25 protein-coding genes are annotated in these 23,959 nt (G+C 69.4%); 6 read left to right on the plus strand and 19 right to left on the minus strand.

Features of this window, described 5'->3' with window-relative positions; genetic code table 11:
• Window positions 1-73 precede the first annotated feature (73 nt).
• Complete coding sequence (locus AB0M87_RS09460) at window positions 74-352, plus strand: metal-sensitive transcriptional regulator (protein ID WP_365851320.1); 279 nt, start codon at window positions 74-76, stop codon at window positions 350-352.
• A gap of 9 nt (window positions 353-361) precedes the next feature.
• Here AB0M87_RS09460 and AB0M87_RS09465 read toward each other — a convergent pair whose 3' ends face one another.
• Together AB0M87_RS09465 and AB0M87_RS09470 are read right to left on the minus strand one after the other, a co-directional pair.
• Window positions 362-1,114, minus strand: coding sequence for a sulfite exporter TauE/SafE family protein (locus AB0M87_RS09465; RefSeq protein WP_365851321.1), 753 nt, complete (start codon window positions 1,112-1,114; stop codon window positions 362-364).
• Between the two features lie 268 nt (window positions 1,115-1,382).
• Entirely contained in the window at window positions 1,383-2,750 is a 1,368-nt protein-coding gene (locus AB0M87_RS09470; protein WP_365851322.1) for an MBL fold metallo-hydrolase, read from the minus strand.
• A 186-nt stretch (window positions 2,751-2,936) separates the two neighbouring features.
• Between AB0M87_RS09470 and AB0M87_RS09475 the strand changes: the two genes are divergently transcribed.
• Complete coding sequence (locus AB0M87_RS09475) at window positions 2,937-3,332, plus strand: DUF302 domain-containing protein (RefSeq protein ID WP_365851323.1); 396 nt, start codon at window positions 2,937-2,939, stop codon at window positions 3,330-3,332.
• A 313-nt stretch (window positions 3,333-3,645) separates the two neighbouring features.
• Here AB0M87_RS09475 and AB0M87_RS09480 read toward each other — a convergent pair whose 3' ends face one another.
• The 7 genes from AB0M87_RS09480 to AB0M87_RS09510 all read right to left on the minus strand — a co-directional run bounded on the left by AB0M87_RS09480 (window position 3,646) and on the right by AB0M87_RS09510 (window position 9,425).
• A complete protein-coding gene (locus AB0M87_RS09480; protein WP_365851324.1) occupies window positions 3,646-3,957 on the minus strand; it encodes an SCO5918 family protein in 312 nt (103 codons plus the stop codon).
• A 55-nt stretch (window positions 3,958-4,012) separates the two neighbouring features.
• Window positions 4,013-4,417: a CBS domain-containing protein gene (locus tag AB0M87_RS09485; RefSeq protein WP_365851325.1), complete on the minus strand. Its 405-nt coding sequence runs from the start codon at window positions 4,415-4,417 to the stop codon at window positions 4,013-4,015.
• Between the two features lie 48 nt (window positions 4,418-4,465).
• The gene (locus AB0M87_RS09490; protein WP_365851326.1) at window positions 4,466-5,977 is read right to left on the minus strand and encodes a DEAD/DEAH box helicase; all 1,512 of its coding nucleotides are present in this window, start codon (window positions 5,975-5,977) and stop codon (window positions 4,466-4,468) included.
• 316 nt (window positions 5,978-6,293) lie between these two features.
• The gene (locus tag AB0M87_RS09495; RefSeq protein WP_365851328.1) at window positions 6,294-6,497 is read right to left on the minus strand and encodes a cold-shock protein; all 204 of its coding nucleotides are present in this window, start codon (window positions 6,495-6,497) and stop codon (window positions 6,294-6,296) included.
• Window positions 6,498-7,071: 574 nt separating this feature from the next.
• Window positions 7,072-7,698, minus strand: coding sequence for a TetR/AcrR family transcriptional regulator (locus AB0M87_RS09500; RefSeq protein WP_365851329.1), 627 nt, complete (start codon window positions 7,696-7,698; stop codon window positions 7,072-7,074).
• Between the two features lie 142 nt (window positions 7,699-7,840).
• Window positions 7,841-9,232 (minus strand): amidase, encoded by a 1,392-nt coding sequence (locus tag AB0M87_RS09505; RefSeq protein ID WP_365851330.1) that lies wholly within the window; start codon window positions 9,230-9,232, stop codon window positions 7,841-7,843.
• Window positions 9,219-9,425 carry a hypothetical protein gene (locus AB0M87_RS09510; protein WP_365851331.1) on the minus strand — a complete coding sequence of 69 codons (207 nt, stop codon included), beginning with the start codon at window positions 9,423-9,425 and terminating at the stop codon, window positions 9,219-9,221. Before AB0M87_RS09510 ends, AB0M87_RS09505 begins: the two co-directional genes overlap by 14 nt.
• Window positions 9,426-9,572: 147 nt before the next feature.
• Between AB0M87_RS09510 and AB0M87_RS09515 the strand changes: the two genes are divergently transcribed.
• Window positions 9,573-10,412 carry an MFS transporter gene (locus tag AB0M87_RS09515; protein ID WP_365851332.1) on the plus strand — a complete coding sequence of 280 codons (840 nt, stop codon included), beginning with the start codon at window positions 9,573-9,575 and terminating at the stop codon, window positions 10,410-10,412.
• A 10-nt stretch (window positions 10,413-10,422) separates the two neighbouring features.
• On the plus strand, window positions 10,423-11,358 hold the full coding sequence (locus tag AB0M87_RS09520; protein ID WP_365851333.1) for an MBL fold metallo-hydrolase: 936 nt from the start codon (window positions 10,423-10,425) through the stop codon (window positions 11,356-11,358).
• Window positions 11,359-11,718: 360 nt separating this feature from the next.
• Here AB0M87_RS09520 and AB0M87_RS09525 read toward each other — a convergent pair whose 3' ends face one another.
• From AB0M87_RS09525 to AB0M87_RS09540, 4 genes are all read right to left on the minus strand, one after another.
• On the minus strand, window positions 11,719-12,126 hold the full coding sequence (locus tag AB0M87_RS09525; RefSeq protein WP_365851334.1) for a Fic family protein: 408 nt from the start codon (window positions 12,124-12,126) through the stop codon (window positions 11,719-11,721).
• Complete coding sequence (locus AB0M87_RS09530; RefSeq protein WP_030703572.1) at window positions 12,123-12,317, minus strand: ribbon-helix-helix protein, CopG family; 195 nt, start codon at window positions 12,315-12,317, stop codon at window positions 12,123-12,125. Before AB0M87_RS09530 ends, AB0M87_RS09525 begins: the two co-directional genes overlap by 4 nt.
• 431 nt (window positions 12,318-12,748) lie before the next feature.
• Window positions 12,749-14,077 carry a TRAM domain-containing protein gene (locus AB0M87_RS09535; protein WP_365851335.1) on the minus strand — a complete coding sequence of 443 codons (1,329 nt, stop codon included), beginning with the start codon at window positions 14,075-14,077 and terminating at the stop codon, window positions 12,749-12,751.
• 84 nt (window positions 14,078-14,161) lie between these two features.
• A complete protein-coding gene (locus tag AB0M87_RS09540; protein WP_365851336.1) occupies window positions 14,162-16,243 on the minus strand; it encodes an APC family permease in 2,082 nt (693 codons plus the stop codon).
• 210 nt (window positions 16,244-16,453) lie between these two features.
• Here AB0M87_RS09540 and AB0M87_RS09545 point away from each other — a divergent pair, with 210 nt between their 5' ends.
• Together AB0M87_RS09545 and AB0M87_RS09550 are read left to right on the plus strand one after the other, a co-directional pair.
• On the plus strand, window positions 16,454-17,122 hold the full coding sequence (locus tag AB0M87_RS09545; RefSeq protein WP_365851337.1) for a TrkA family potassium uptake protein: 669 nt from the start codon (window positions 16,454-16,456) through the stop codon (window positions 17,120-17,122).
• Window positions 17,122-17,802, plus strand: coding sequence for a TrkA family potassium uptake protein (locus AB0M87_RS09550; protein WP_365851338.1), 681 nt, complete (start codon window positions 17,122-17,124; stop codon window positions 17,800-17,802). The genes AB0M87_RS09545 and AB0M87_RS09550 overlap by 1 nt, the downstream gene beginning before the upstream one ends.
• 119 nt (window positions 17,803-17,921) lie before the next feature.
• On the opposite strand, the gene AB0M87_RS09555 is transcribed toward AB0M87_RS09550, so the two are convergent.
• From AB0M87_RS09555 to AB0M87_RS09580, 6 genes are all read right to left on the minus strand, one after another.
• Complete coding sequence (locus AB0M87_RS09555; RefSeq protein ID WP_365851339.1) at window positions 17,922-18,662, minus strand: DUF3159 domain-containing protein; 741 nt, start codon at window positions 18,660-18,662, stop codon at window positions 17,922-17,924.
• Window positions 18,663-18,665: 3 nt separating this feature from the next.
• The gene (locus tag AB0M87_RS09560) at window positions 18,666-19,016 is read right to left on the minus strand and encodes an OB-fold nucleic acid binding domain-containing protein (RefSeq protein WP_365851480.1); all 351 of its coding nucleotides are present in this window, start codon (window positions 19,014-19,016) and stop codon (window positions 18,666-18,668) included.
• A gap of 75 nt (window positions 19,017-19,091) precedes the next feature.
• A complete protein-coding gene (locus AB0M87_RS09565) occupies window positions 19,092-19,790 on the minus strand; it encodes a response regulator (RefSeq protein WP_365851340.1) in 699 nt (232 codons plus the stop codon).
• Entirely contained in the window at window positions 19,787-22,354 is a 2,568-nt protein-coding gene (locus tag AB0M87_RS09570; protein ID WP_365851341.1) for an ATP-binding protein, read from the minus strand. Before AB0M87_RS09570 ends, AB0M87_RS09565 begins: the two co-directional genes overlap by 4 nt.
• Window positions 22,355-22,453: 99 nt before the next feature.
• A complete protein-coding gene (locus AB0M87_RS09575) occupies window positions 22,454-23,188 on the minus strand; it encodes an ABC transporter ATP-binding protein (protein ID WP_365851342.1) in 735 nt (244 codons plus the stop codon).
• A 100-nt stretch (window positions 23,189-23,288) separates the two neighbouring features.
• Window positions 23,289-23,954 (minus strand): potassium-transporting ATPase subunit C, encoded by a 666-nt coding sequence (locus AB0M87_RS09580; protein WP_365851344.1) that lies wholly within the window; start codon window positions 23,952-23,954, stop codon window positions 23,289-23,291.
• Window positions 23,955-23,959 lie beyond the last annotated feature (5 nt).

Consider the following 23,959-nt stretch of genomic DNA (forward strand, 5'->3'; position numbering starts at 1 on the left):
CTGTGCGAGCCGGGGGCTAAGAGCCCCGAACACGATAGGATATACCCCTCGGGGTATCAACGGAGGAGGCAGTGTGGAACTGGACATGGCGGCCGATGAGCTGAAGTCGGTGCTCAACCGGCTGAAGCGGGCCCAGGGCCAGATCGCCGGAATCATCAAGATGATCGAGGAGGGCCGGGACTGCGAGGACGTGATCACGCAGCTGGCGGCGGTCTCCCGCGCTCTGGACCGGGCCGGGTTCGCGATCATTGCGACCGGTCTGCAGCACTGCATGGCCGATGGCGAGCAGGCGGTCGGGGACCGGGACCAGATGCGGGCCCGCCTGGAGAAGCTCTTCCTCTCCCTCGCCTGACGCTGCCGGTCATGTCAGCGCGTCGGCAAGCATGAACGCGGCGACTCCGAGGAGCACAACGGCGAACAGCCGCTGCAGCCCGCGCCCGGACACCTTCGCCGCCAGCCGCTTGCCGTCCCAGGCGCCCAGGACCGCGGCGCCCGCGAACGGCGCTACGACTGCCCAGTCCAGCCCCGACGCACCACCGGAGCGGCTGAACAGGGACGCCAGCGAGTTGACCGTGATGACCAGCAGGCTGGTCCCGACGGCGGCCTGCATCTCGAATGCCAGCACAGTGACCAGCGCGGGAACGGCGAGGAATCCGTCGCCTACTCCGAGCAGTCCCGTGACCGCTCCCAGGCCCACTCCGGCGCCGCCTGCCTGCAGCGGCCGCACGGCCTGCGACGGCCCGTCGGCCGGCGCACGGGTGGTGCCCAGCATCTTCAGCGCGGCGAGGGCGGCGATCGCGGCGAAGGCCGCGGTGAGTACGGGTTGGGGGAGACGGGCGGCAAGCATTCCGGCCAGCGCGGCGGGGATGATGCCCGCGGCGGCGAACGCCGCTCCGGTTTTCCAGCGGACGTGTCCGGCGCGGGCGTGGGCGTACAGGGCGGTCGCGGAGGTGGCGGTGACGATGAGCAGGCTCGCGGTGGCGGCCGCGGCCGGGGTGAAGTCGAGCAGATAGATCAGGGCCGGGACGGCCAGGACGCTGCCGCCTCCCCCGAGCGCGCCGAGCGCCAGACCGACCACGGCCCCGGCCATCAGGGCCAGGATCAGCGCACTCACGCTATCGAACCGCCCCTGCCGCCGGAAGCGGTGACCGTCAGGCCCGCCTGCACCCGGCCACTCATGCCGCCCGTGACGTCCCCCGGGCGGAAGAGCGGCCTGTGCACCGCCGACGGGGTATGCCCGGCCTCCCACTCGTGGACTTCACGGGCGCCCAGGAGGACCGCTTCGCCGGTGCTCGTACATGGGTGTGCTTGGTCAGGGCTGAGGCGACCGGGGCCGCGCGGGAAGAAGAACATCGTCATCCTTGCTTTCTGCTCACGGGGGTTCAGCTGTTCGCGGTGACGGTCAGACCGGCGCTCCGGGCGGCGTCGAAGCCGTCATCAACGGCGACCACGTCACGGCCTTCCGCGTCGAGGAGGGACGCAGCGATCGCGGCGCGCATACCGCCGGCGCAGTGCACCCACACCACTCCGGCCGGGACCTCGCCGGTACGCTCGCGCAGTTCGTGGATGGGGATGTGCACCGAGCCCCGCACGTACGCGTCGGCGCGTTCGGAGTCACGGCGCACATCCAGCACCACGACGTCTTCGCCGCGTTCGCGGGCCTGCTTCAGGGCGGCGAAGTCGGCGCGGGGGAAGGACCGCAAGTCCTCACCCGCCCGCAGCCAGGAGGACGGCTCGCCCGTGGCGGCGGCAGCGGGCCGCTCGATACCGACCCGCACCAGCTCCCGCTGGGCCCCGGCGAGCTGCTCGGCGGAGCCGGCAAGCAGGGTGACGGGTCGGCCCCACGGGATCAGCCAGGCCAGATAGGTGGCGAGCCGGCCCTCGGCCTCGAAGTTGAACGTCCCGGCCACGTGCCCTTGCGAGAAGGCGGTACGGCTGCGCAGGTCGACGACCCATTCACCGGCGGCCAGGCGCTCCGCGATCTCCTCGGCGTCGGCGACCTCGGGCGGGGCGAGGTCCACCGGCGCCGGGCCCCCGGCGTTGACCGGGCCCATGTGCGCGTAGTAAGCGGGCACATCCTCCAGCCCGGCCAGCATCTGCGCCACGAAGCTGTCGACGTCCTGGGTCAGGGCATCGTTACGGGTCCGCTCCTTGCCGATGGTGGTGGCATCTCCTTCAGCTTGGGAGGAGGAGCAGAAGCTTCCGAAGCCGTGGGTGGGCAGCACCCGCACGTCGTCGTGGAGCTCACCGGCCAGCCGGTGGGCGGAGGCGTGCTGGGCGCGGGCCAGCTGTTCGGTCAGCCGCGGCTCCACCAGGTCAGGGCGCCCCACCGTGCCGATCAGCAGCGACCCGCCGGTGAACGCGGCTACCTCCCGACCGTCCTCGACCAGCACGTACGACGTGTGATGCGGGGTGTGACCGGGGGTGGCCAGCGCCCGCAGGCACAGGCCGGTGTCGACGGTGAAGCTGTCGTAGTCGGCCACCGGGACCCGGTCGAAGGAGACCCGCGCCGCGGCAGGCACCAGATACCGCGCGCCGGTCAGCCGTGACAGCTCCAGCCCACCGGTGATGTAGTCGTTGTGCACGTGGGTCTCCACCACGCAGCCGATTCGCACTCCGCGGCCGGCCGCTGCCGCCAGGACCCGGTCCACATCGCGTGGCGGGTCGATGACCACCGCCGTCGTAGCTCCGCCGGCGAGGTAGCTGCGGTTGCCCAGGCCCTCGGTCTCCAGGATTTCCACGAAGAACACGGTCGACTCCCTCCATAGTTTTTACCCCGGGGGGTATCCTTTCCTTCACTGTAACAGCGATACCCAGGGGGGTATTTTCGAGGTCAGGGACATCCCTTTCACAAGCGCTCACTCCGTCCTGACAGGCATCCGGCGGGGTATCAAGGAAGCGCCCTGGGCCGCTGCCGCACAGAGGAGAGACCAGACATGTCCTACGACCGCACCGTCAGGCTCGACACCGATTTCGCCGCCACCGTCGCCGCCGTCCGAGAAGCCCTGGAAGGCCAGGGCTTCGGCGTCCTGACCGAGATCGACGTCACCGCCACCCTCAAGGCCAAGCTCGACCACGACATGGAGGACTACCTGATTCTCGGCGCCTGCAACCCGCCCCTGGCCCACCAGGCACTGGAGGCCGACCGCGCCATCGGTCTGCTCCTCCCCTGCAACGTCGTCGTCCGACGCGACGGTGACACCACCCTCGTCCAGGCCCTCGACCCTGCGACGATGGTCACCCTTACCGGTCTGCCCGCCCTTGAATCCGTCGCCGCCGAGGCCACCGCACGCCTCGACGCTGCCCTGGCGTCACTCGTCGAGCAGGGCTGAATCCGGCAGGCGTTCGGCGACCGGCCCCAGCAGAGTGTCCCTCCCGGTGACGAGGGCACCGGGGTGCGCAGGTCGATCGGACTCAGCCGGTGGGCCGACACGCATCGTCAAGGAGTCGGAAGACATCGGTGTTGTGCAGGCGCTGCGCCGGCAGATGAAACTCGCGCTCGGCCTGCATACGGACCCGGCGTGGCGTCCCCAGCCGCCGGCGAGTCCGCCGACCTGGGCTTTCGCGGAGCGGTGAGGGCCCGACCGGCATATCCCGGTCGGGCCCTCAGCATTGCTTTGACGGCGGCTCGCGCCTGCCTGTCGGTCAGACGTCTGCGGGGGCTCCGAGCATCGCGGACGCCTGTTGCATCGGGCTGAGGATGCGTGTGGGAGCGGCGTCCTGGGGAAGGCCGCGGCAGGTGAAGCCGAGTCGGGTCATGGCACGGATGACTTCGCCGGCGCTGAAATCGCGGCGGTTCTGGCGCGTGACGACCTGGCCGACCTGTTTGACGGGGTAGGTGCGGCGGCCAATGATCACGGACTCGCCGGAAGCCAGCTCGGGCTTGACACCCTTCATCGATTCCAGGACACCGCTCCTGGTGAGGTCAAACGGGAAGCGGGCGATGACACAGCGCATGATGCCTCACAGGGAGAAGCGAAGGGGAGGATGGTTCTGCTGCGGTTGGGGCGTTTCAGCGGGCAAGGGCGAGGACGCCCAAGGCGCTGCCGTGTTCGTCGACCACAGGCAGGGCGTCGAGCCGGCGGCGGCGCATCGCATGCTCAGCTTCGGCCACGGTGGTCACGGGCGAGGTGAACGGCCCTCGGTTACCGAAGATGTCGCGCAGCTGAACCCGGTCCGTGTACGCGGAGCTGTCACGGGCTGCGGTGAGCTGGGCGTGGGTGAGCAGTCCCGTCCACAGGCCGCCGTCGTCGCAGACGAGCAGGTGCCCGGTGCGGGCGCCGGCCATGACGGACAGGGCCACCTCGACGGTCATGTCGTCACAGACCTGCGGTCCTGCGGTGTCCATGGCTTCGGCCACCGTACGGTGCACGGGGGTGGCACTCGTCGGGCCGGGCTGCAACTGAATCAGCGTCAAAAGGTGCCTCCTGCATGAGTGGGTCAGCTTCCTGATCACGAAGTCGTATCAGGCCGCCGCGTCGAAGGACGCTTGCCGCACGGTCACGCGCCGGGCAGCCGGGACGGGGCTGCGCCGACCGCGTGAGGCCGTGCTGCGCTGACGCCGCTGGGCCGCCGGTGCGGTGATCGTCACGGGAATGCCGGAGGGAGTCCGGGCGCCGGTGATCCGGCTGAGGGCCTCTTCGCCGGAGCGGACCTGAGTGGTATGGGGCACGATGCCTGCAGCTGTCATGAGGCGGGCCATGTCGCGGCGCTGGTTGGGGGTGACCAGTGTGACGACGCTGCCGGACTCGCCGGCGCGCGCGGTGCGACCGCCGCGGTGGAGGTAGTCCTTGGGGTCGGTCGGTGGGTCGACGTTGACGACGAGGTCGAGGTTGTCGATGTGGATGCCGCGGGCGGCGACGTTCGTGGCCACGAGCACGGTGACGTGCCCGGTCTTGAACTGGGCCAAGGTCCGGGTGCGCTGCGGCTGTGACTTGCCGCCGTGCAGGGCGGCGGCCCGGACACCGCTGTTCAGCAGGTCCTGCGTCAGTCGGTCGACGGCATGCTTGGTGTCAAGGAACATGATCACCCGGCCTTCGCGCGCCCCGATCTGCGTCGTCGTCCGGTGCTTGTCGGCACCGTGAACGTGCAGCACGTGATGCACCATCGTGGTGACCGCGCCTGCGGACGGGTCGACGGAGTGGACGACCGGGTCGGTGAGGTACCGGCGGACCAGGCGGTCGACGTTGCGGTCGAGGGTTGCGGAGAACAGCATCCGCTGGCCCTCGGGGCGCACCTGGTCCAGGAGCGCGGTGACTTGTGGCATGAAACCCATGTCGGCCATCTGATCGGCCTCGTCCAGGACGGTGATCGCGACCTGGTTCAGCCGGCAGTCACCGCGGTCGATGAGGTCCTTGAGCCGTCCCGGCGTTGCGACGACGACCTCGGCGCCATCGCGCAGCACGTTGGCCTGCCTGCCGATCGGCATTCCGCCGACGACGGTGGCCAGCCGCAGCTTCACCGAGCGGGCATAAGGGGTGAGTGCGTCGGTCACCTGCTGGGCCAGCTCACGCGTCGGCACAAGGACCAGGGCCAGCGGCCGGCGGGGCCCGGCGCGCTGCCCGGCGGTACGGGCCAGCAGGGCCAAGCCGAAGGCGAGCGTCTTGCCGGATCCGGTGCGCCCGCGTCCCAGGGCGTCGCGGCCCGCGAGGGTGTTGGGCAGGGTCGCGCCCTGGATCGGGAAGGGGACGCTCACGCCTTGCGCCGTCAGCGCGGCCAGCAGCGGACCTGGCATGTCGAGATCGGCAAACGCCTCGACCATGGGCAGCGCGGGAGTGGTCGTCTCCGGCAGGGCGAACTCGCCCTGCCCCCCTGCGGGCCGCCGGCCCTGGCCGCCTGATCGGCTAGGTCCCCCCGAACGGCTCGGGGCGGGCGAGCCGAAGCGGCCACCCCGCCCAGAACCAGCGCCGGAGCCGAAAGCGGGACCTTCGGTCCGGCGGGCGTGGGAGGAGCGGCCGTTCGTACGTGTGGGGTTCATCGAGAACCTTCCTTGATACGCGGCACGTAGCAAGGAATTCCCGCAGCAAAAGATCAGTACGGGGAAACACAAGAACGGCCGAACGGAATGCGGAAAAAGAATCTGACGATGCAGTGAATTGCGGAAGGCCAAGGACGAAGCGGATGAGGTCGCGTGGATAATAAATCCCTGACGTCGACCGGTTGTCGCCCCGAAGAGGCGCGGATCCGTGGAGGAAGGAAACGGGCGGGGCTCAGGTGACACCACTGCGGGAAGTGCCGTAGCCGGGGCCCGCACCCCGAGGGATGCGGGCCCCAGCTACGCACGCGTGTCAGCGTCAGGCGAGAATGATGTTCTCGGCCGTCGGGCCCTTGTGTCCCGGGTCGACATCGAAGGTGACCTTCTGGCCCTCGAGCAACTCGCGGAAGCCCTGGGAGGCGATGTTCGAGAAGTGGGCGAACACGTCAGGGCCCCCGCCGTCCTGCTCGATGAAACCGAAACCTCTGGCTGCGTTGAACCACTTCACGGTGCCTGACGCCACGTCATATCTCCTCCGGGGCAGTACGCCGGGACCCGCGATGCGCGGATACCAGGTCGCCGCGATGATGCCCCGTCCGGAAAACAACCGGAATGACAAAAAAGCTTCCCACGGCCAGCAAATACTGACGAAGGCGCTTGAAGTTTTGGGAACCCACAACTGCAACTGAGATTGACAGTAGCACGAGGTAGCGGTCCGAGTACGCTAAATAATTCCACTCTGCCGGTCGCAGTAAGCACTCTCCCTGTATGACACGCCAAACCCTTACCTCGCGGTCATAGATATTGGCCCATCCGGGGCGCAGCGTTTCAGAAGAGCAGTCTCTGTTCCCGGCTCGAAGCACAGACCTTTTCAGTGGCATCGGCCCGCATCGGACCGTGCGCCCATCTCGACCCGGATCAGGCCGCCCAGCTGCTGCTACCCGCCGCTGATCACCCGCCGCCCAAGATCCGGCCACCGTGTACCCGCAGGCCGGCGCCCACTGCTCGGGTCAACAGGGACAGCAGAACCCACGCCAGTACAGCCAGCCGCTCGGCCTCCCCGGCCCAGTGGCCGGACCGCCCGATGAGCGAAGTGATCAGCTGTCGGGTGTCTTCAAGCGCCGAGGGGCCGCGGCCTGGGCGGGACGAGCGCCGGCCTCGATCTGCAGGGCGTAGACGGCGTTCGTCACGAGCTCGCGCGCGTATGCGGCGTCCAGTCGGCCGGGGCGGAAGAGGATGCGGTACATGATCGGCGCCACCACACGGTCGATCAGCAGTTCCGTCTCGGGCACCGGCTCCCCCCGCTGCACCGCACGGGCCAACACGGTGTCGATCTGCTCTGCGGCATACGCCGAACACTGACCGGCATTGGTGCCGTCGGGGTCGCCGAGCAGGGCGTCCCGGATGTAGGCGCGCCCGGGCGGCGAGGCCATCTCGTCGAGGAACTGTTCCGCCCACGCGTCGAGATCGGCCCGCAGGCTTCCGAGATCGGCCGGATCCGTTTCCGGGCGCAGTCGCTCGACGGCCACGTCGGACAGGAGTTCCTGCAGGTCGCCCCAGCGACGGTAGATCGTGGAGGGGGTCACGCCCGCCCGAGTGGCCACCATCGGGACCGTGAGCGCGTCGCGGCCCACCTCCCCTACGAGTTCACGCACCGCCACATGGACGGACTCCTGTACGCGTGCGCTGCGCCCGCCGGGACGGGCCATGGGCTTGGAACTCATGCGATCCACCTTAATGCGAATCCGTTGCTTCTAGGCGGTGGCCGGCGTCGGCTACCCGCAGCGCTACGTGTCGAGGCGCCCGAGCACGGCGGACGCCCTTGCGGTGACGCGACCGCATGCCGGCTGGAACGTCCGCCTTCCCTCAGGCAGCGACGGGAGCAAGCCGCCCCGCGCCGGCCACCGACTCCTCGTAGACCCGGCCCACACGGAGCACCGTCGCGTCGCGGAAGGGGCGCGCCATCAGCTGCATACCGATCGGCAGTCCAATGCTGTCGTGACCGACCGGCAGGGTGAGGGCCGGGACGCCGGTGATGTTGGCGGGGGCGCAGAGGCGGACGTAGCTGTCCGACACGGCCTCGGTCGTGCCATCGGCCCACTCGACGGCTCCCTGGCCCGCATCGGCGGCGGTCATCGGCACCGTCGGCGCGGCCAGAACATCGATTCCGTCGAACATGCGAGCCCAGGCGTCTCGCATCATGGTGCGGGCCCGCTGGGCGCGGAGGTAGTCGCCCGCAGAGGTGAGTTCACCGGCCTCCAGCAGGATGCGAACGTCCGCCGCGTACAGGTGGGGGGTGGCCCGCAGCGACCGCTCGTGGTACGCAGTGGCTTCGGGGACCATCAGACCCCACTGGACGGCCTGGATGTAACGCGCCATCGGGATCTCGACGTCGACGAGCTCCGCCCCGAGCTCCGCCAGCCGCTCGATCGCGCCGCGTACGGACTCCTCGACGTCGGGCGTGACCCGGTCGAAGTAGTGGTTTCGCGGTACGCCGACCTTCAGTCCTCGCAGGTCGCCTCCCGGGAAGCGGTCCAGCATGGGGCCGGACACGCTCGCCGGGTCGCGGGGGTCGTGGCCGGCGGTCGCCGACAGCACCAGCGCGGCGTCCTGGACGGTGCGGGTGAGAGGGCCCACATGGTCCAGGGACCAGGACAGCGAGGTCACGCCGGTGCGTGGGACCAAGCCGTAGGTCGGCTTGAGGCCCACCACGCCGTTCAGGGCCGCGGGTACCCGAATGGAACCGCCCGTGTCCGTGCCCATGGCGAACGTCGCCCCGCCCGCGGCGACGGCTACCGCCGAGCCGCCGCTCGATCCGCCCGCGACCCGGCTGTGGTCCCAGGCGTTGTTCGTCTGCGGAGTGGTCAGGCCGTAGGCGAACTCATGCGTGTGTGTCTTGCCCAGGAGGACGGCCCCGGCGGCGCCGAGCCGTTCGGCCACCCGGCTGTCGTGTTCCGCCATGTGCCCTGCCCGGACCTGCGAGCTTGCCGTGGTGGGCATGCCCTCGGCGTCGATCAGATCCTTGAGCGCCATGGGGATCCCGTGCAGCGGCCCGCGCGGTCCGCTTTCGGAGATCTCCCGTTCGGCGCGGACCGCTGCGGCCAGGGCCGCGTCGGCGGCGACGGTGACGTAGGCGCCCAGCTGTCCTTCGACGGCGGCAATACGGGCGAGCATCGATTCGGTGAGTTCGACGGGGGAAAGTTCCCCTGCGCGCACCGCACGGGAGGCTTCGGTCAGCGACAGCTCAAACGGTTGCATCGGTGTCCTCCTGTCCGGCTCGGTAGGAGGACGCGGGAGGGGTGTCGCCGAAGTCGAGGTCGCGCAACGTGCTGATCACGGAGTGGATGTAGTTGGCCGTCAGGGCCACTTCTTCGTGTCGGCCGTCCCCGAGGGGGAGCCCCGCCCGCAGCGCCCATCGGGCTGCCTCTTGGGGGGTGAGTTCGCTGGTCATGGCGTCCTTCCGGATCTGTGCGGCGTGACGGGCGGGGGCTGGTCAGGGTCCCCGAGTGACTTAAACGCGAATCGTTTGCTTTAGTCGACCGTAGGGCCTACGGTCGACTAAAGCAAACCAATTGCCTTTAGGCCGGGAAGGACCCTGATGCAGAGCGTCTCCGCGGGCCCCGCGTCTCCCCGCACCTCCACATCCGGACGCCCCCGCTACCAGGCTCAGTGGCAGTGGTCGGCCCTCGTCATCACCGTGGTCTTCAGCGCCTACGCCCTGGCGCTCCTGATCGCACTACTGACGACCGGAACCCTCTCCGACCATGTCGGACGCCGCCCCGTGCTCCTGGGCGCGCTCGCGGTCCAGGTCGCCTCCATAGCGCTGTTCGCGACGGCCGGCGGCCTGACCACCCTGATCGGCGCCCGGGTACTGCAGGGCATGGCGACCGGCGCGGCGACCGGCGCAGCGGGTGCGGCTCTCCTCGACATGGAAGACCCCGCTCGGCCGGGTCGCGCCGCTCCGGCCAACAGCATCGCGCCGGTGACGGGCATGGCGGCCGGCGTCCTGGCAGCCACCCTCATGGTGCGCTCCGCCCTCGTTCCGACGATCACGGTGTACGCGGCCCTGATGGCCGTGTTCACCGCTCAGGCCATCACCCTCGTCGCGACGTCCGAGACCGTCCGCCGCCGTCCCGGCGCACTGCGCTCGACGCGGCCCCACCTGGCGCTGCCGTCGGCGGCCGCCCACGCTCTCCTGCTCAACGGCGCCGGCGCCCTCACCGCGGGCTTCGGACTGCGGGCGGCAGCACTGACCTACGCCGGCTGCCTGGCCGTACTGGCGACCGTCGCGGTGGCGGTACTGACCGTGCCGCTGCACGGTCGGCGCCGGACACCGCCGCCGGACGCCCGCGGGGGCCCGGCAATGAGCAACCACCCATCCGCCTCAGCCGGCACACCCGCTCCAGACATCTCCGTCCTCACAACTCATCACAGGTAAGGAAGTCTCCGTGTTCACCTCATCGCAGACGACCAGGTCCACCACTTCCCCCGCCCCTTCGTGGACGGTGGGCGACCACACCGTGCGACGCATCGACGAAGTGGTCCTGCCCGCCCGGACCGGTCCGTGGCTGCTGCCCGGGGCGACCACCGACCTCGTCATCCGGACTCCCTGGCTGAGCCCCGAATTCGCCGACGAACAAGGCGTCCTGCGCCTGGCGAGTCACAGCTTCGCCGTCGAGGTGGACGGCATGCGGGTGCTGGTGGACACCGGCATCGGAAACGGGAAGCGGCGCGCCAACCCTGCCTGGCACAACCTGAACAGCGACTACGAAGCACGGCTACGGTCGGCGGGCTTCCCGCCGGAGAGCGTTGACCTCGTGGTCCTGACCCACCTCCACGCCGACCACGTGGGGTGGAACACCCGTGCCGAGGGTGACGCCTGGGTGCCCACCTTCCCGAACGCGCGCTATCTCACCTCGCGCACCGAGTGGGATTACTGGGCGGGTGTCGACATGGAGGAGGCGCGTCGGCAGATGTTCCGGGACTCGGTCCATCCCGTCCGGGAAGCAGGTCTGTTCGACCTCATCGATGTCGCGGACGAGGGCACGGACGTCGCGCCGGGCATCCGTCTGCTCCCCACCCCCGGCCACACACCGGGGCAGGTAGCGGTGGAACTGAGCAGCTGTGGCGAAACCGCACTGGTCACCGGCGACAGCATCCACCACCCGGTCCAGATGGCGCATCCGGAGCTCAGCAGTTGTGTGGACATCGCTCCCGAACTCGCGGTCAGGACCCGGAACCAGGTGCTCGACTCACTGGCCGGTACGTCAACCCTCCTGCTCGGAAGCCACTTCCCGCAGCCGACCGCCGGACACGTGCGACGCGAGGACGGCGGGTACCGACTGGTCCCGGCGCCCTCAGGGGTCACGCCCATCAGCGGCTGATGCGGATCGGAGCACCCGGGACGTGCTGCGCACCGAGTCCGTGCGGGTGACGTCCTGGGCGTCCGCGCCGGACGGCCACGGAGCGGCTATGAGAATCCTTTGGCAGGCGCTCTGCCGGCCCCTCTCGCCCATCGCCGGCCGAGCAACGCGGCCCCGCTTCAGTCTCACGAACCGAGCGTCGTTCGAGCGTCAAGAATGATGAACGCACGTCGCCACCATCATTCGTACGAACCCGCTGCCCCGTCTCGCGAAAGCATACGAATCAACCCCCTGGACGAACGGGTCCCACAACGGGATCAGTCCGCCCGGCGGACTGCCAGGAGCCAGCACCGCTCACGGAACCTTATTCCGTCCCGTACCTCACGACGTCGAAGGTCGGGAAACGGGGAACCAGGCCGACAGGCGCTTGGCAATGACCGGTACATCGATGTCGTCCTGCGCGACTTCCTCGACGAACGGGCCGGCAATGGAGACCGGCGGCGGAGCGATACTGGCGCTGACGCCGTTGAGTCGCAGAGAGACGCGCATGGCGAGCCAGGCGGTTCGCTTGTTGCCGTCGATCAGTGCGTGATTTCGGGCAACGGAGTGGAGCAGCGCTGCCGCCTTTTCGTGCAGCGTGAGATACAGCTCGGCTCCGAACACGTTGGTCCGGGGCCGTTCGATCGCTGATACCAACAGTCCCATGTCACGCACGCTGTGCTCGGTACCGTTGACCCTGCGCACAACCGCCAGGATCTCGTCGATCTGGATATAGCGCACTTCGGTCACTTCAGGTAGTCCAGGATCTCCGCATCGCTGTCCATCAGCTCGGCCAGGACGTCGTCGACCTTCAGCTCGGCCCGGTCCTGGGCGTCACGGATGGCCTCGACAGCGAGTTCCTGCTTGCTGCGGCCCTCCCGACGAGCACGCTCGGTGAGCTTCGCGTCAAGGTCGTCGGGGAGCCGGAGTGTCATCGCCATACAGCGATGATACCGGACTGGTATCTAGGTGGCGAGGTGAAACCAGCTACTCGAGACGAGACCTCGGACCACGGCGTCTCTCTGGCCCGGACGGACCACGCTCTCGGCTCCAAGGACTGTGGGGCTCGAATGGGATCTCGCGCCGCCGCTGGGGAGGTGCAGCGGGGCGCCCGTAGCGGATTCCTTGTTCCCATGCCGATGGTCCAGTCCGCACAGCCCCCAGCCGGGGGGTTCGTGAAGTTTGGGCTTCCGTTTCGAGCGTCATCTGAGCGTCAAGAATTTCCGAACGAGACCCTGAAGGCGTCGCCGCTGCAAGCACCTTCCTCATGAATTCGCAGGTCAGGCAGCCTGCAAGCGTCAATCCGTCCGCTTGACCCGCTGCACGGAGGGAAACAGGTCGAGCAAATCCACCCGGGCCACAAACCCGCAGGTCATGCCCCCTTGTCAGCAGGCTCAAGGATCGCGACGCACTCCACATGGTGCGTCATCGGAAACAGATCGAACGCCCGCAGCACCCGCACCTTGTACCCGCCCTCCCGGAAGTACGCGAGGTCCCTCGCCAGCGCCGCCGGGTCGCAGGCGACGTAGGCGATGCGGCGGGCGCCGAGGCCGGCGAGGTGCTTGACGGTCTGCTTGCCGGCGCCCGCGCGGGGCGGGTCGAGGACGATCAGGTCCGTCTCGGTGATGCCGGTGCGCGGCAGCGCGGACTCGACCTTTCCGTGCTCGATGCGGACCCGGGGCAGGTCCTTGAGGTTGTGTCGGGCGTCCTCGCAGGCGCGCTTGGAGGATTCGATGCCGAGCACCGCGCCCTGCTCGCCGACGCGTTCGGCGATCGCGCCGGCGAACAGGCCGACGCCGCAGTAGAGGTCGAGGGCCGAGTCGCCCTTGCGGGGCATCAGGCCCTGCATCACGGCCTTGAGCAGGGTCTCGGCGGCCTGCGGGTGGACCTGCCAGAAGCCGCCCATGCCGACGCGGTAGGTGCGCTCGTCGGCCCGCTCGCGGACGAAGGGGCGACCGTGGACGCGGTGCACTCCCCCGTCGCGCTCCTCGACCCGCAGGACCGAGACCGGCTTGTCGAGCTCGACCAGGGGCAGCCGGCCGCCCGGCTTCGGGGTGAGGACGACCTGGCGGTCGTTGGATCCGGTGGCGGCGATGGCCTCGACGGAGGCCAGCTGCGGCCACTCGCGCTTCTCGATGCCGAGTTCGCTGACGCCCGGTGCCGCGATCATGCAGTGCTCGATGACCTCGACCTCGTGCGAGCGGTGCTTGCGCAGTCCGGCCCGGCCCTGCTCGTCCACCGTGTACTGGACACGGGTGCGCCAGGCGGGCACCTGGCCCGCGGGCAGCTTGTCGCCCTCGGCGGGCATCACGGTGCCGTCCCAGCCCGCCTCCTCGGGGGTGAGACCGGCGAGGCGCTGAAGCTGTTCGGCGATCACGTCGCCCTTGAGCCGGCGCTGGGCGCCCGGCTTGGCGTGCTGCCAGTCGCAGCCACCGCACTTTCCGGGGCCGGCGTACGGGCAGGGGGCCTCGACGCGGTCCTTGGCCGCCTCGATGACCTCGATGGCGTCGGCGCGCAGGAAGCGGGAGCTCTCGTCGCCGTCGGTCACCCGCACCCGGACCCTCTCGCCGGGCAGCGTGTGCCGTACGAAGAGGACGCGGCCCCCGGCGTTACGGGCGATGCAGTGGCCGCCGTGTGCGACGGGGCCGACCTCGACCTCGTACTCCTCCCCGACCAGCGATGACGTGGGTTCTGTCTGCATGGCGGGGGGACTCCAGAGGATAAGAAGAAAACAGCCGGACAACGACCGACCAGTCTACGTCGGTGTTGCCCGGCCGCTCACCGGTCAGTCGCCGGTCCCACCGTTCCTGCCCTTGGGGGCCGCCGTACCACTGTGCTCCTTCGGCCGCTGGCTCACCGGACCGCGTCGCACCGACCCGGGGGCGATCCAGTCGGCACGCCGCTTCGCCCGCTGCTTGGCGAGCTCCGAGGACTCCAGCTGGTACGGCACCGATGTGACCATCACACCCGGGGTGAACAGCAGTCGGCCCTTGAGGCGCAGGGCGCTCTGGTTGTGCAGGATGTGCTCGTACCAGTGCCCGACCACGTACTCCGGGATGTAGATGGAGACGACATCGCGCGGGCTCTCGCGGCGCAGCCCCTTCACGTACTCGATGATCGGGCGGGTGATCTCCCGGTACGGCGAGTCGAGGATCTTCAGCGGCACATTGATACCGCGCTGTTCCCAGTCGTCCTTGAGCGCCTTGGTCTCGGCCGGGTCGACGCCGATCGAGAGCGCCTCCAGATGGTCGGAACGCATCAGTTTGGCGTAGGCGAGAGCGCGCAGCGTCGGCTTGTGGACCTTGGAGACCAGCACGATCGAGTGGACACGAGAGGGGCGCAGGCTGTCGTCGGACGGCTCGTCGGGCGCCGCGATCTCCTCGGAGACCCGGTCGTAGTGCTTACGGATCGCGGTCATCGTCAGGAAGAAGATCGCCATGCCCATCACGGCGACCCAGGCGCCGTGGGTGAACTTGGTGAGCAGGACGACGACGAGCACCAGTCCGGTGAAGAAGGCGCCGAAGGCGTTGATCGCGCGCGAGCGGATCATGTGGCGGCGCTTGGACTGGTCCTGCTCGGTCGCCAGGTGACGGTTCCAGTGCCGCACCATGCCGATCTGGCTGAGCGTGAAGGAGACGAACACGCCGACGATGTAGAGCTGGATCAGCCGGGTGGAGTCCGAGCCGTAGATCACGACCAGCAGCGCGGCCGCGCCGGCCAGCAGCACGATGCCGTTGGAGAAGGCGAGCCGGTCGCCGCGGGTGTGCAGCTGGCGGGGCAGGTAGCGGTCCTGGGCGAGGATCGAGCCGAGCAGCGGGAAGCCGTTGTACGCGGTGTTGGCGGCCAGGAAGAGGACCAGCGCGGTGGCGGCCGACAGCACCACGAAGAAGAACGTGCCTTCGCCGAAGACCGCGGCGGCCACCTGGGAGATCACCGGGTCCTGGGTGAAGCCGGAACCCACCGCGACGCCGTGCCTGAGCAGGTCGACTGCCGGATTCTCCGCCATCTTCACGTCGGTGGTCATGGCCAGCACGATGATGCCGCAGAACATGGTGACGGCCAGCAGGCCCATCATGGCCAGCGTGGTCGCCGCGTTCTTGCTCTTGGGCTTGCGGAAGGCCGGTACGCCGTTGCTGATGGCCTCCACCCCGGTCAGGGCCGCACAACCGGACGAGAACGCCCGGAGCAGCAGGAAGATCAGCGCGAAACCGGCGAGGCCGGTCTGCTCGGTGTGCACCGTGAGTCCGGCGGTCGGCGCTCTCATGGTGTCGCCGAGCACCAGGCCCCGGTAGGCGCCCCAGATGATCATGATGAAGACGCCGGTGACGAAGATGTAGGTCGGGATGGCGAAGAGCTTCCCCGACTCCTTCATGCCGCGCAGGTTCATCAGCGTCAGCAGGACGATCATGACGACCGCGCAGAGCACCTTGTGCTGTACGACGAAGGGGACCGCCGAACCGAGATTCTCGACCCCCGACGCGATCGACACCGCGACGGTCATGACGTAGTCCACCAGCAGGGCGCTGGCGACGGTGAGCCCGGCCTTCGGCCCGAGGTTGGTGGTGGCGACCTCGTAGTCACCGCCGCCGCTCGGGTAGGCCCGCACGTTCTGCCGGTAGGAAGCCACCACCGTGAACATCAGCACCACGACAGCGACCGCGATCCACGGGCTGAAGTGATAGGCCGACACACCCGCGAGGGAGAGGACGATCAACACCTCTCCCGGCGCGTACGCCACTGACGACAGCGGGTCGGAGGCGAAGACGGGGAGCGCGATGCGCTTGGGGAGAAGGGTCTCTCCCAGCTTGTCGCTACGCAGCGCCCGGCCGATCAGGATGCGTTTGGGCACGTCGGTCAGTTTGGACACGGTGAGGATCGTAAGCGTTCGATATCCAGAGCGCCCACCCCGCACCCCCCGGTTCCGGTGGAATCTCCGAGCGGGGCACCTGCAGGGCTCCTCACCGGCACCGTGCGTGTGTAGCTTGGGCCCGCGTCTGAGACCCTTTATTCCCCGGCGGGAACTTTTTCCGGCGGAACATTTATGACCGAACATTTACGGACGGGTGGAAGGACGGTCGTGCACATCGTCATCATGGGCTGCGGGCGAGTGGGAGCCGCTCTCGCGCAGACCCTCGAACAGCAGGGGCACACGGTCGCGGTCGTCGACCAGGACCCCACGGCCTTCCGCCGCCTGGGCGCCGGGTTCGGCGGCCGCCGTGTCACCGGGGTGGGGTTCGACCAGGACACCCTCCGCGAGGCAGGGGTCGAGGAGGCCGGTGCGTTCGCCGCGGTGAGCAGCGGGGACAACTCCAACATCATCGCCGCGCGGGTCGCCCGCGAGATGTTCGGCATCGAGAACGTCGCCGCCAGGATCTACGACCCCCGCCGGGCCGAGGTCTACCAGCGGCTGGGGATTCCCACCGTCGCCACGGTCCGCTGGACCGCCGACCAGATGCTGCGGCGGCTGCTGCCGTCCGGCGCCGAGCCGCTGTGGCGCGACCCGAGCGGCGCCGTGCAGCTCGCCGAGGTGCACACGTCGGAGGCGTGGATCGGTCGCAAGATCAGCCAGCTGCAGGACGAGACGGGTGTGCGCGTCGCGTTTCTCACGCGACTGGGTGAGGCGACGCTGCCCACTTCCCAGACCGTCCTCCAGGAGGGTGATCTGGTGCACGTGATGATGCACAGCGACGAGGTCGCGAAGGTCGAAGCGACCTTCGCGCAGGGCCCCGAGGAAGGCGGTCACTGATGCGGGTGGCTATTGCCGGGGCCGGCGCGGTGGGACGTTCCATCGCGGGCGAGCTCCTGGAGAACGGGCACGAGGTCCTGTTGGTCGACAAGGCCCCCACCGCCATCTCGGTGGAGCGGGTACCGCTGGCCGAGTGGCTGCTGGCCGACGCCTGCGAGATCACCTCGCTGGACGAAGCGGCGCTGCAGCGCTGCAATGTGGTGATCGCGGCGACCGGCGACGACAAGGTCAACCTGGTCGTCTCGCTGCTCGCGAAGACGGAGTACGCGGTGCCCCGGGTGGTGGCCCGGGTCAACAACCCCAAGAACGAGTGGCTCTTCAACGAGTCCTGGGGCGTCGATGTCGCGGTCTCCACGCCGCGGCTGATGTCGGCCCTGGTCGAGGAGGCGGTGAGTGTCGGCGATCTCGTACGGCTGCTGCGCTTCAGCCACGGCGACGCCAACCTCGTCGAGCTGACGCTGCCGCCGGAGTCGGCACTGGCGGGCACCCAGGTCGGTGAGGTGGCCTGGCCGGAGGACACCTCGCTGGTCACCATCATCCGGGGCACCCGGGTGTTGACGCCGAGCCTGGAGGAGACACTGGAGCCGGGCGACGAGTTGCTGTTCGTGGCCGCGCAGGCGCGCGAGGAGCAGCTCGAGGACCTGCTGTCGGTGCGGCGGGAAGAAGACACCGCCGACTGAGTGGGCCCGCCCGGGCCGGTGGCCGAGCGGCCGGTATGCAGAACGTGAAGGGCCCGGGAACCTGACCGCGGTTCCCGGGCCCTTCTTCGTACGCCGCGCCGCTGACGCAGCGCCGCCGTTCAGGCCTCGCTCTGCTGCGCCTCGGCGGCCTTGCGGGCCTCCTTCGCGGCCTTCTCGGCCTGCTCCTCTGCTTCCATCTCCGCGAACACGTCGATGGGAGCGGGCGCCTTGGCCAGGAAGACCCAGGTCAGATAGACCGCCAGCAGGAACGGCGGGATCTTCAGCGTGATCAGCACCCAGCCGAACTGGGCGGTGTCGGCCCACCAGTACAGCGGGAAGAGCACGGCGCACTTGGCGAGCAGGATCAGCCCCCAGGCCCAACTGGCCTTGGTGTAGGCCTTCTTGCGGCCGGGATTGCGGTCACGCCAGGAGAGGTTCTCCTTGAACACCGGGCCGAGAATCACACCGATCAGCGGGAAGCCCACGAGAGCGGTGATGAGGTACGCGGCTGCCAGGCCCAGCGTGTAGAGCATGCCGGGGAGGTAGAAGTCCTTGGCGTTACCGGTGATCATGGCGAAGACCACGCCGAAGGCGACGCCGAAGATACCGCTGAAGGCGTGCTTGACTGTGTCCTTGCGGGCCAGCCGTACGACCAGGAGCACCAGCGAGACCGCCACCGCAGCGATCGCCGAGGAGCGCAGGTCCTTGTGGATCGTGAATATGGTCACGAACAGCAGGCCGGGAAGCACGGTCTCCACCATGCCCCGCACGCCGCCGAAGGCCTCGAAAAGAGCCGCCTCCGTGACGGCTCTGGCGTCGGTGTCCTGGTCGGTTGTGGTCGGCTTGTCACCAGACGTCACCGGCTACTCCTGTCCGAGCGGTCGCAGTTCGTACTTGGGATTGAACAACACCCGCCGGCCGTGGCTCATCGAGATCCGGCCGGAGGCGATCAGCTTGCGGCCGGGTTCGATGCCCACGATGGAGCGCCGCCCCAGCCACACCAGGTCCAGCGGGGCCGTGCCGTCGAACAGCTCGGCCTCCAGAGCGGGCACACCGGCCCGAGGGCGCAGAGTTACCGTGCGCAAGGTACCAGTCACCTTGACGATCTGGCGGTCGTTGCACTCGGAGATCCGGCTGCACCCCGTGGCCTGCGTGTCCTCCTGCAGCTCCGCGGAGTGCAGTTCCTCCTGCGAGGTCGACAGCCGGTCGATCATCCGACGGAAGCGGCCGGACGGCTTAGCACTCATGACTGAAGCGTACCGGGGATCCGAGTACCGGAACTCCGGGGTTCAGCGCTCGAAGCGGTACCCCATACCGGGCTCGGTGACGAAGTGCCGGGGGTGCGCGGGGTCGGCCTCCAGCTTGCGGCGCAGCTGGGCCATGTAGACGCGCAGATAGTTGGTCTCGGTGCCGTAGGAGGGGCCCCAGACCTCCTGGAGCAGCTGCTTCTGTCCGACCAGACGGCCGGTGTTCCGCACCAGCACCTCCAGCAGATGCCATTCGGTGGGTGTCAACCGCACGTCGCGGCCGTCCCGGTGGACCTTCTTGGCCGCGAGGTCGACCGTGAAGCCCGCGGTCTCGACCAGCGAGACGGCGTCCTCGCCGGTGCCGTACCCGGGGGCAACCGGCTCGGCCCTGCGTACCGCCGCGCGCAGCCGGGCGAGGAGCTCGTCCATGCCGAAGGGCTTGGTGACGTAGTCGTCGGCGCCGGCGTCGAGCGCCTCGACCTTCTCGTCCGAGGTGTGCCGGGCCGAGAGCACCAGGATCGGCACTCTGGTCCAGCCGCGCAGCCCCCTGATGACCTCGACCCCGTCCATGTCGGGCAGGCCGAGGTCGAGGAGCACCACATCGGGGTGGCGGGCGGCGGCCCGCTGGAGCGCGGTGGCGCCGTCCGGCGCCGCGTCCACCTCGTACTTACGGGCCTTCAGGTTGATCACAAGGGCGCGCACGATCTGCGGATCGTCCTCGACCACGAGCACCCGGGTCATAGGGAGAGCTGCCTTTCTGCTGACGGTTCCGGCCGTGCCGACGCGGCCGGCCGCACGGGAGTCCGCCCCGTGACTGCCTTGAGTGTGAGGACCATGGTCATGCCACCGCCGGGGGTGTCCTCGGCGTTCAGCGTGCCTCCCATCGCCTCGGTGAAGCCGCGGGCCACCGCGAGGCCGAGGCCGACACCCACGCCGCGCGGGGCGTCACCGAGGCGCTGGAAGGGTTCGAAGATCCGCTCCTTGGCCTCGTCGGGCACGCCGGGGCCGCGGTCGACGACGCGCAGCTCCACACGATCGCCGATCGTGCTGGCGGCCACGGTGACGGGGACCTCTCCGGGGTGGTACTTGACGGCGTTCTCGACGATGTTGGCGACGGCCCGCTCCAGAAGTCCGGGGTCGACCGCCACCATCGGCAGGGTCTCCGGGATGTCGAGTTCGGTGCTGCCCTCCGGAACCCCGCCGAGAGCCATCGGCACCACTTCGTCGAGGTCGATCTCACGTATCAGCGGGGTGACGGTGCCGGTCTGCAGCCGGGAGACGTCGAGGAGGTTGCCCACCAGGTGGTCGAGACGGTCGGCGCCCTCCTCGATGCCGGCGAGCAGTTCTGCCTCGTCCTCGTCGGACCAGGAGACGTCGTCGGAGCGCAGTGAGGTGACGGCCGCTTTGATGGCGGCCAGCGGAGTCCGCAGATCGTGGCTCACGGCGGCGAGCAGGGCGGTCCGGATGCGGTTCCCTTCGGCGTGCCTGCGGGCGGCCCCCGCTTCGTCGACGAGGCGCTGTCTGTCCAGGACGACGGCGGCCTGGGCGGCGAAAGCACCGAGTACACGCCGGTCCTCCGCGGGCAGCACCCGCCCGGCGAGCGCCAGTGCCATGTGGTCGCCTATCGGCATGTCCACGTCGGCGTCCTCGGGGCGGGCGAGGGGGCGGGGACCGACGCTGCCCGCGCAGGTCCACGGATCGACGTCGCTCTTGCGTTCGAGGAGTGCCACGGACTCCATGGCGAAGGTTTCCCGCACCCGCTCGAGCAGGGCGTCGAGTGTGGTCTCGCCGCGCAGCACACTGCCGGCCAGGAAGGAGAGGATCTCGGACTCGGCCCGCAGTCTGGCCGCCTGATGGGTGCGGCGGGCCGCCAGGTCCACCACGGAGGCCACCGCCACCGCCACCGACACGAAGACCGCGATGGCCACGATGTTCCTGGAGTCGGAGATGGTCAGCAGATGCAGCGGTGGGGTGAAGAAGTAGTTCAGCAGCAGGGACCCGAAGGCGGCCGAGGCGAGCGCCGGCAGCAGACCGCCCAGCAGCGCCGCCGCCACGGTCAGCGTCAGGAACAGCAGCATGTCGTTGGCCAGGCCGAGGTCCGCGTTCATGTTGGTCAGCAGCACGGTGAGGACCACCGGGCCGACCACACCGGCCAGCCAGCCCCAGACGATCCGGGCCAGCCCCAGCCGCGCCCCTCGGGCCACCGGCAGACCGCGCCCCTTGGCGACCTCCTCGTGGGTGACGATGTGAACGTCCAGGTCGGGCCCGGAGTCACGGGCCACCGTCTGGCCGACGCCGGGGCCGAGCATGTACTGCCAGGTCTTGCGGCGGCTGGAGCCGAGCACGATCTGGGTGGCGTTGACCCCCCGGGCGAATTCGAGCAGCGCGGACGGGATGTCCTCCCCTATGACATGGTGGAAGGTTCCGCCCAGGTCCTCGACCAGGGTCCGCTGCACCGCGAGTTCCCTGGGGGACGCCGAGGTCAGGCCGTCGCTGCGGGCCACATAGACGGCGAGGATCTCGCTGCCGGAGCCCTTGGCCGCCATCCTGGCCGCCCGGCGGATCAGCGTGCGGCCCTCGGGCCCGCCCGTCAGCCCCACGGCGATGCGTTCGCGGGCCTGCCAGGTGGAGCGGATGTTGTGCTCGCCGCGGTAGTGCTGGAGGTATTCGTCGACCCGGTCGGCGACCCAGAGCAGCGCGAGCTCGCGCAGAGCGGTGAGGTTGCCGGGGCGGAAGTAGTTGGACAGCGCCGCGTCGACCTTGTCCGACTGGTAGATGTTGCCGTGGGCCATCCGCCGGCGCAGCGACTGGGGCGACATGTCGACGAGCTCCAGCTGGTCGGCCCGCCGGACCACCTCGTCGGGAACGGTCTCCCGCTGGCGCACCCCGGTTATCGACTCCACCACGTCGCCGAGCGACTCCAGGTGCTGGATGTTGACGGTGGAGACGACGTCGATACCGGCCTGCAGCAGGGCTTCGACGTCCTGCCAGCGCTTGGCGTTGCCGGCGCCGGGCACATTGGTGTGGGCGAGTTCGTCCACCAGGGCAACGGCGGGCGCGCGGTCCAGGACGGCGTCCAGGTCCATCTCGGTGAACACTCCGCCCCGGTAGTGGATCTCCCGGCGGTGGATCTGTTCGAGGCCGTGCAGCATCACTTCGGTGCGCGGCCTGTCGTGATGCTCGACGAAGGCGACGACACAGTCCGTGCCGCGCTCCACCCGGCGATGGGCCTCCGACAGCATGGCGTAGGTCTTTCCCACGCCCGGTGCCGCACCGAGGAATATCCGAAGCTTGCCGCGTGCCATACGACGACCTTACGGCCACGGATCACGACATTACGGGCGGACCGGGTGACCGGTGATCGTCTTGACGTATTTCTGACACCGGGCGACGCCCGATACGGATCAGCCGTGGTCGACGATGTGCCCGTCCCTGAGCTCGAGCACCCGGTCGGCGAGCCCGAGCAGCTGGGCGTCGTGGGTGGCGACCAGCGCCGTGACGCCCTCGCTCCGTACTACCGCGCGCAGCAGCTCCATCACCGCGAGCCCGGTCTCCGCGTCGAGCTGGCCGGTGGGCTCATCGGCGATCAGCAGCGCGGGCCGGTTGGCCAGCGCCCTGGCGATGGCGACCCGCTGCTGCTGTCCACCGGAGAGCTCACCGGGGCGCTGCGCCGTGTGGTCGGCGAGACCGACCAGGCCGAGCAGCAGCGAAACCCGCTCCTCGCGCTCGCGCGGATCGGTCCTGAGCAGCCGCATCGGTACGCCGACGTTCTCCGCCGCCGACAGGATCGGAATCAGCCCGAAGGACTGGAATATGAAGCCGATCCGGTCCCGGCGCAGCGCGAGCAGGCCGTTCTCGCCGAGGCCCACCAGTTCGGTGCCATCCACACTGATCCGCCCCCGGTCCGGGCTGTCGAGGCCTCCGACCAGATTGAGCAGGGTCGTCTTCCCGGAGCCCGACCGCCCCTTGAGCGCGACCAGTTCGCCGCGCGCCACCTCGAAGGAGACTCCGCGCAGCGCGTGGACGGCGGCGGCCCCCGCGCCGTACGAGCGGTGCAATTGCTCCACCCGCACCATGGGTCCGGCGACCCGGTCCCCGGCCACGGCCGTACTGCTGCGTCCGCTGGTGTCTTCGGTCATGGTCACTCCCCCGCACGGTCCTGCCGGTCCTGCCGGACCGGCGTCAGTATGGTCGGACGGGGCCTCGGCGGGCAATGGCGAACGACGGAGCGGCCGCTCGTCAGGGATTGGCCAGCTGCTTGAGCGCGATGTTGAGCTCGAGGACGTTGACCCGGGGCTCACCGACGAAGCCCAGGAGTCGGCCGGTGGTGTGGTCCGCCACCAACTTGTCGACCCGCGCCACGGTGAGGTGGTTCCTCTCGGCGACCCGGTGCGTCTGGATCCTGGCGTACGCCGGGGAGATGTCCGGATCGAGACCGGAACCGGACGAGGTGACGGCGTCGGCCGGCACCTCCGCCGGCGCGACCCGGTAGCCCCCCACCGAGTTGTCCCTGACGACCGCGGCCTTGGTGTCCTTGACCCACTTGATCAGTTCGGCGTCGTCACCGGCGCGGTTAGTACCGCCGGACACGAGCAGCTTGTCACGGGTGTTGACGCTGTTGGCGCCCAGTCCGTTGGAGGGGCGCGGCTGGAACCAGCGGAGGTCGGGCGCCGGCGTAGGGCTGCCGCTTTTCAGCGGCAGGTCGTACCGCTGTCCGATGAGCGACGATCCCACGGTCCTGCCGCCCGATGTGATCTCGGAACCGTTGGCCCGGTGGCCGAAGAACGCCTGCGCCACGCCCGTGACGGCGATCGGATAGATGACGCCGCACACGACGGTCAGTACGAGGAGGGCACGCAGGCAGGCCCAGAGCAGCCGCCCGGTGCCGCGCACGGAGTTGTTCATGAGGG

This window comes from Streptomyces sp. NPDC051320 (assembly GCF_040682175.1).
Classification (GTDB): Bacteria; Actinomycetota; Actinomycetes; order Streptomycetales; family Streptomycetaceae; genus Streptomyces.

Excerpts from the sequence above, each read along its gene's own strand:
- AB0M87_RS09510 (WP_365851331.1), bottom strand. The coding sequence starts at position 9,425 with ATGACCAGCGAACTCACCCCCCAAGAGGCAGCCCGATGGGCGCTGCGG.
- AB0M87_RS09550 (WP_365851338.1), top strand. The coding sequence starts at position 17,122 with ATGCGGGTGGCTATTGCCGGGGCCGGCGCGGTGGGACGTTCCATCGCG.
- AB0M87_RS09565 (WP_365851340.1), bottom strand. The coding sequence starts at position 19,790 with ATGACCCGGGTGCTCGTGGTCGAGGACGATCCGCAGATCGTGCGCGCC.
- AB0M87_RS09490 (WP_365851326.1), bottom strand. The coding sequence starts at position 5,977 with ATGAACCCCACACGTACGAACGGCCGCTCCTCCCACGCCCGCCGGACC.
- AB0M87_RS09530 (WP_030703572.1), bottom strand. The coding sequence starts at position 12,317 with ATGGCGATGACACTCCGGCTCCCCGACGACCTTGACGCGAAGCTCACC.
- AB0M87_RS09500 (WP_365851329.1), bottom strand. The coding sequence starts at position 7,698 with ATGAGTTCCAAGCCCATGGCCCGTCCCGGCGGGCGCAGCGCACGCGTA.
- AB0M87_RS09580 (WP_365851344.1), bottom strand. The coding sequence starts at position 23,954 with ATGAACAACTCCGTGCGCGGCACCGGGCGGCTGCTCTGGGCCTGCCTG.
- AB0M87_RS09560 (WP_365851480.1), bottom strand. The coding sequence starts at position 19,016 with ATGATCGACCGGCTGTCGACCTCGCAGGAGGAACTGCACTCCGCGGAG.
- AB0M87_RS09475 (WP_365851323.1), top strand. The coding sequence starts at position 2,937 with ATGTCCTACGACCGCACCGTCAGGCTCGACACCGATTTCGCCGCCACC.
- AB0M87_RS09515 (WP_365851332.1), top strand. The coding sequence starts at position 9,573 with ATGCAGAGCGTCTCCGCGGGCCCCGCGTCTCCCCGCACCTCCACATCC.
- AB0M87_RS09480 (WP_365851324.1), bottom strand. The coding sequence starts at position 3,957 with ATGCGCTGTGTCATCGCCCGCTTCCCGTTTGACCTCACCAGGAGCGGT.
- AB0M87_RS09570 (WP_365851341.1), bottom strand. The coding sequence starts at position 22,354 with ATGGCACGCGGCAAGCTTCGGATATTCCTCGGTGCGGCACCGGGCGTG.
- AB0M87_RS09575 (WP_365851342.1), bottom strand. The coding sequence starts at position 23,188 with ATGACCGAAGACACCAGCGGACGCAGCAGTACGGCCGTGGCCGGGGAC.
- AB0M87_RS09535 (WP_365851335.1), bottom strand. The coding sequence starts at position 14,077 with ATGCAGACAGAACCCACGTCATCGCTGGTCGGGGAGGAGTACGAGGTC.
- AB0M87_RS09505 (WP_365851330.1), bottom strand. The coding sequence starts at position 9,232 with ATGCAACCGTTTGAGCTGTCGCTGACCGAAGCCTCCCGTGCGGTGCGC.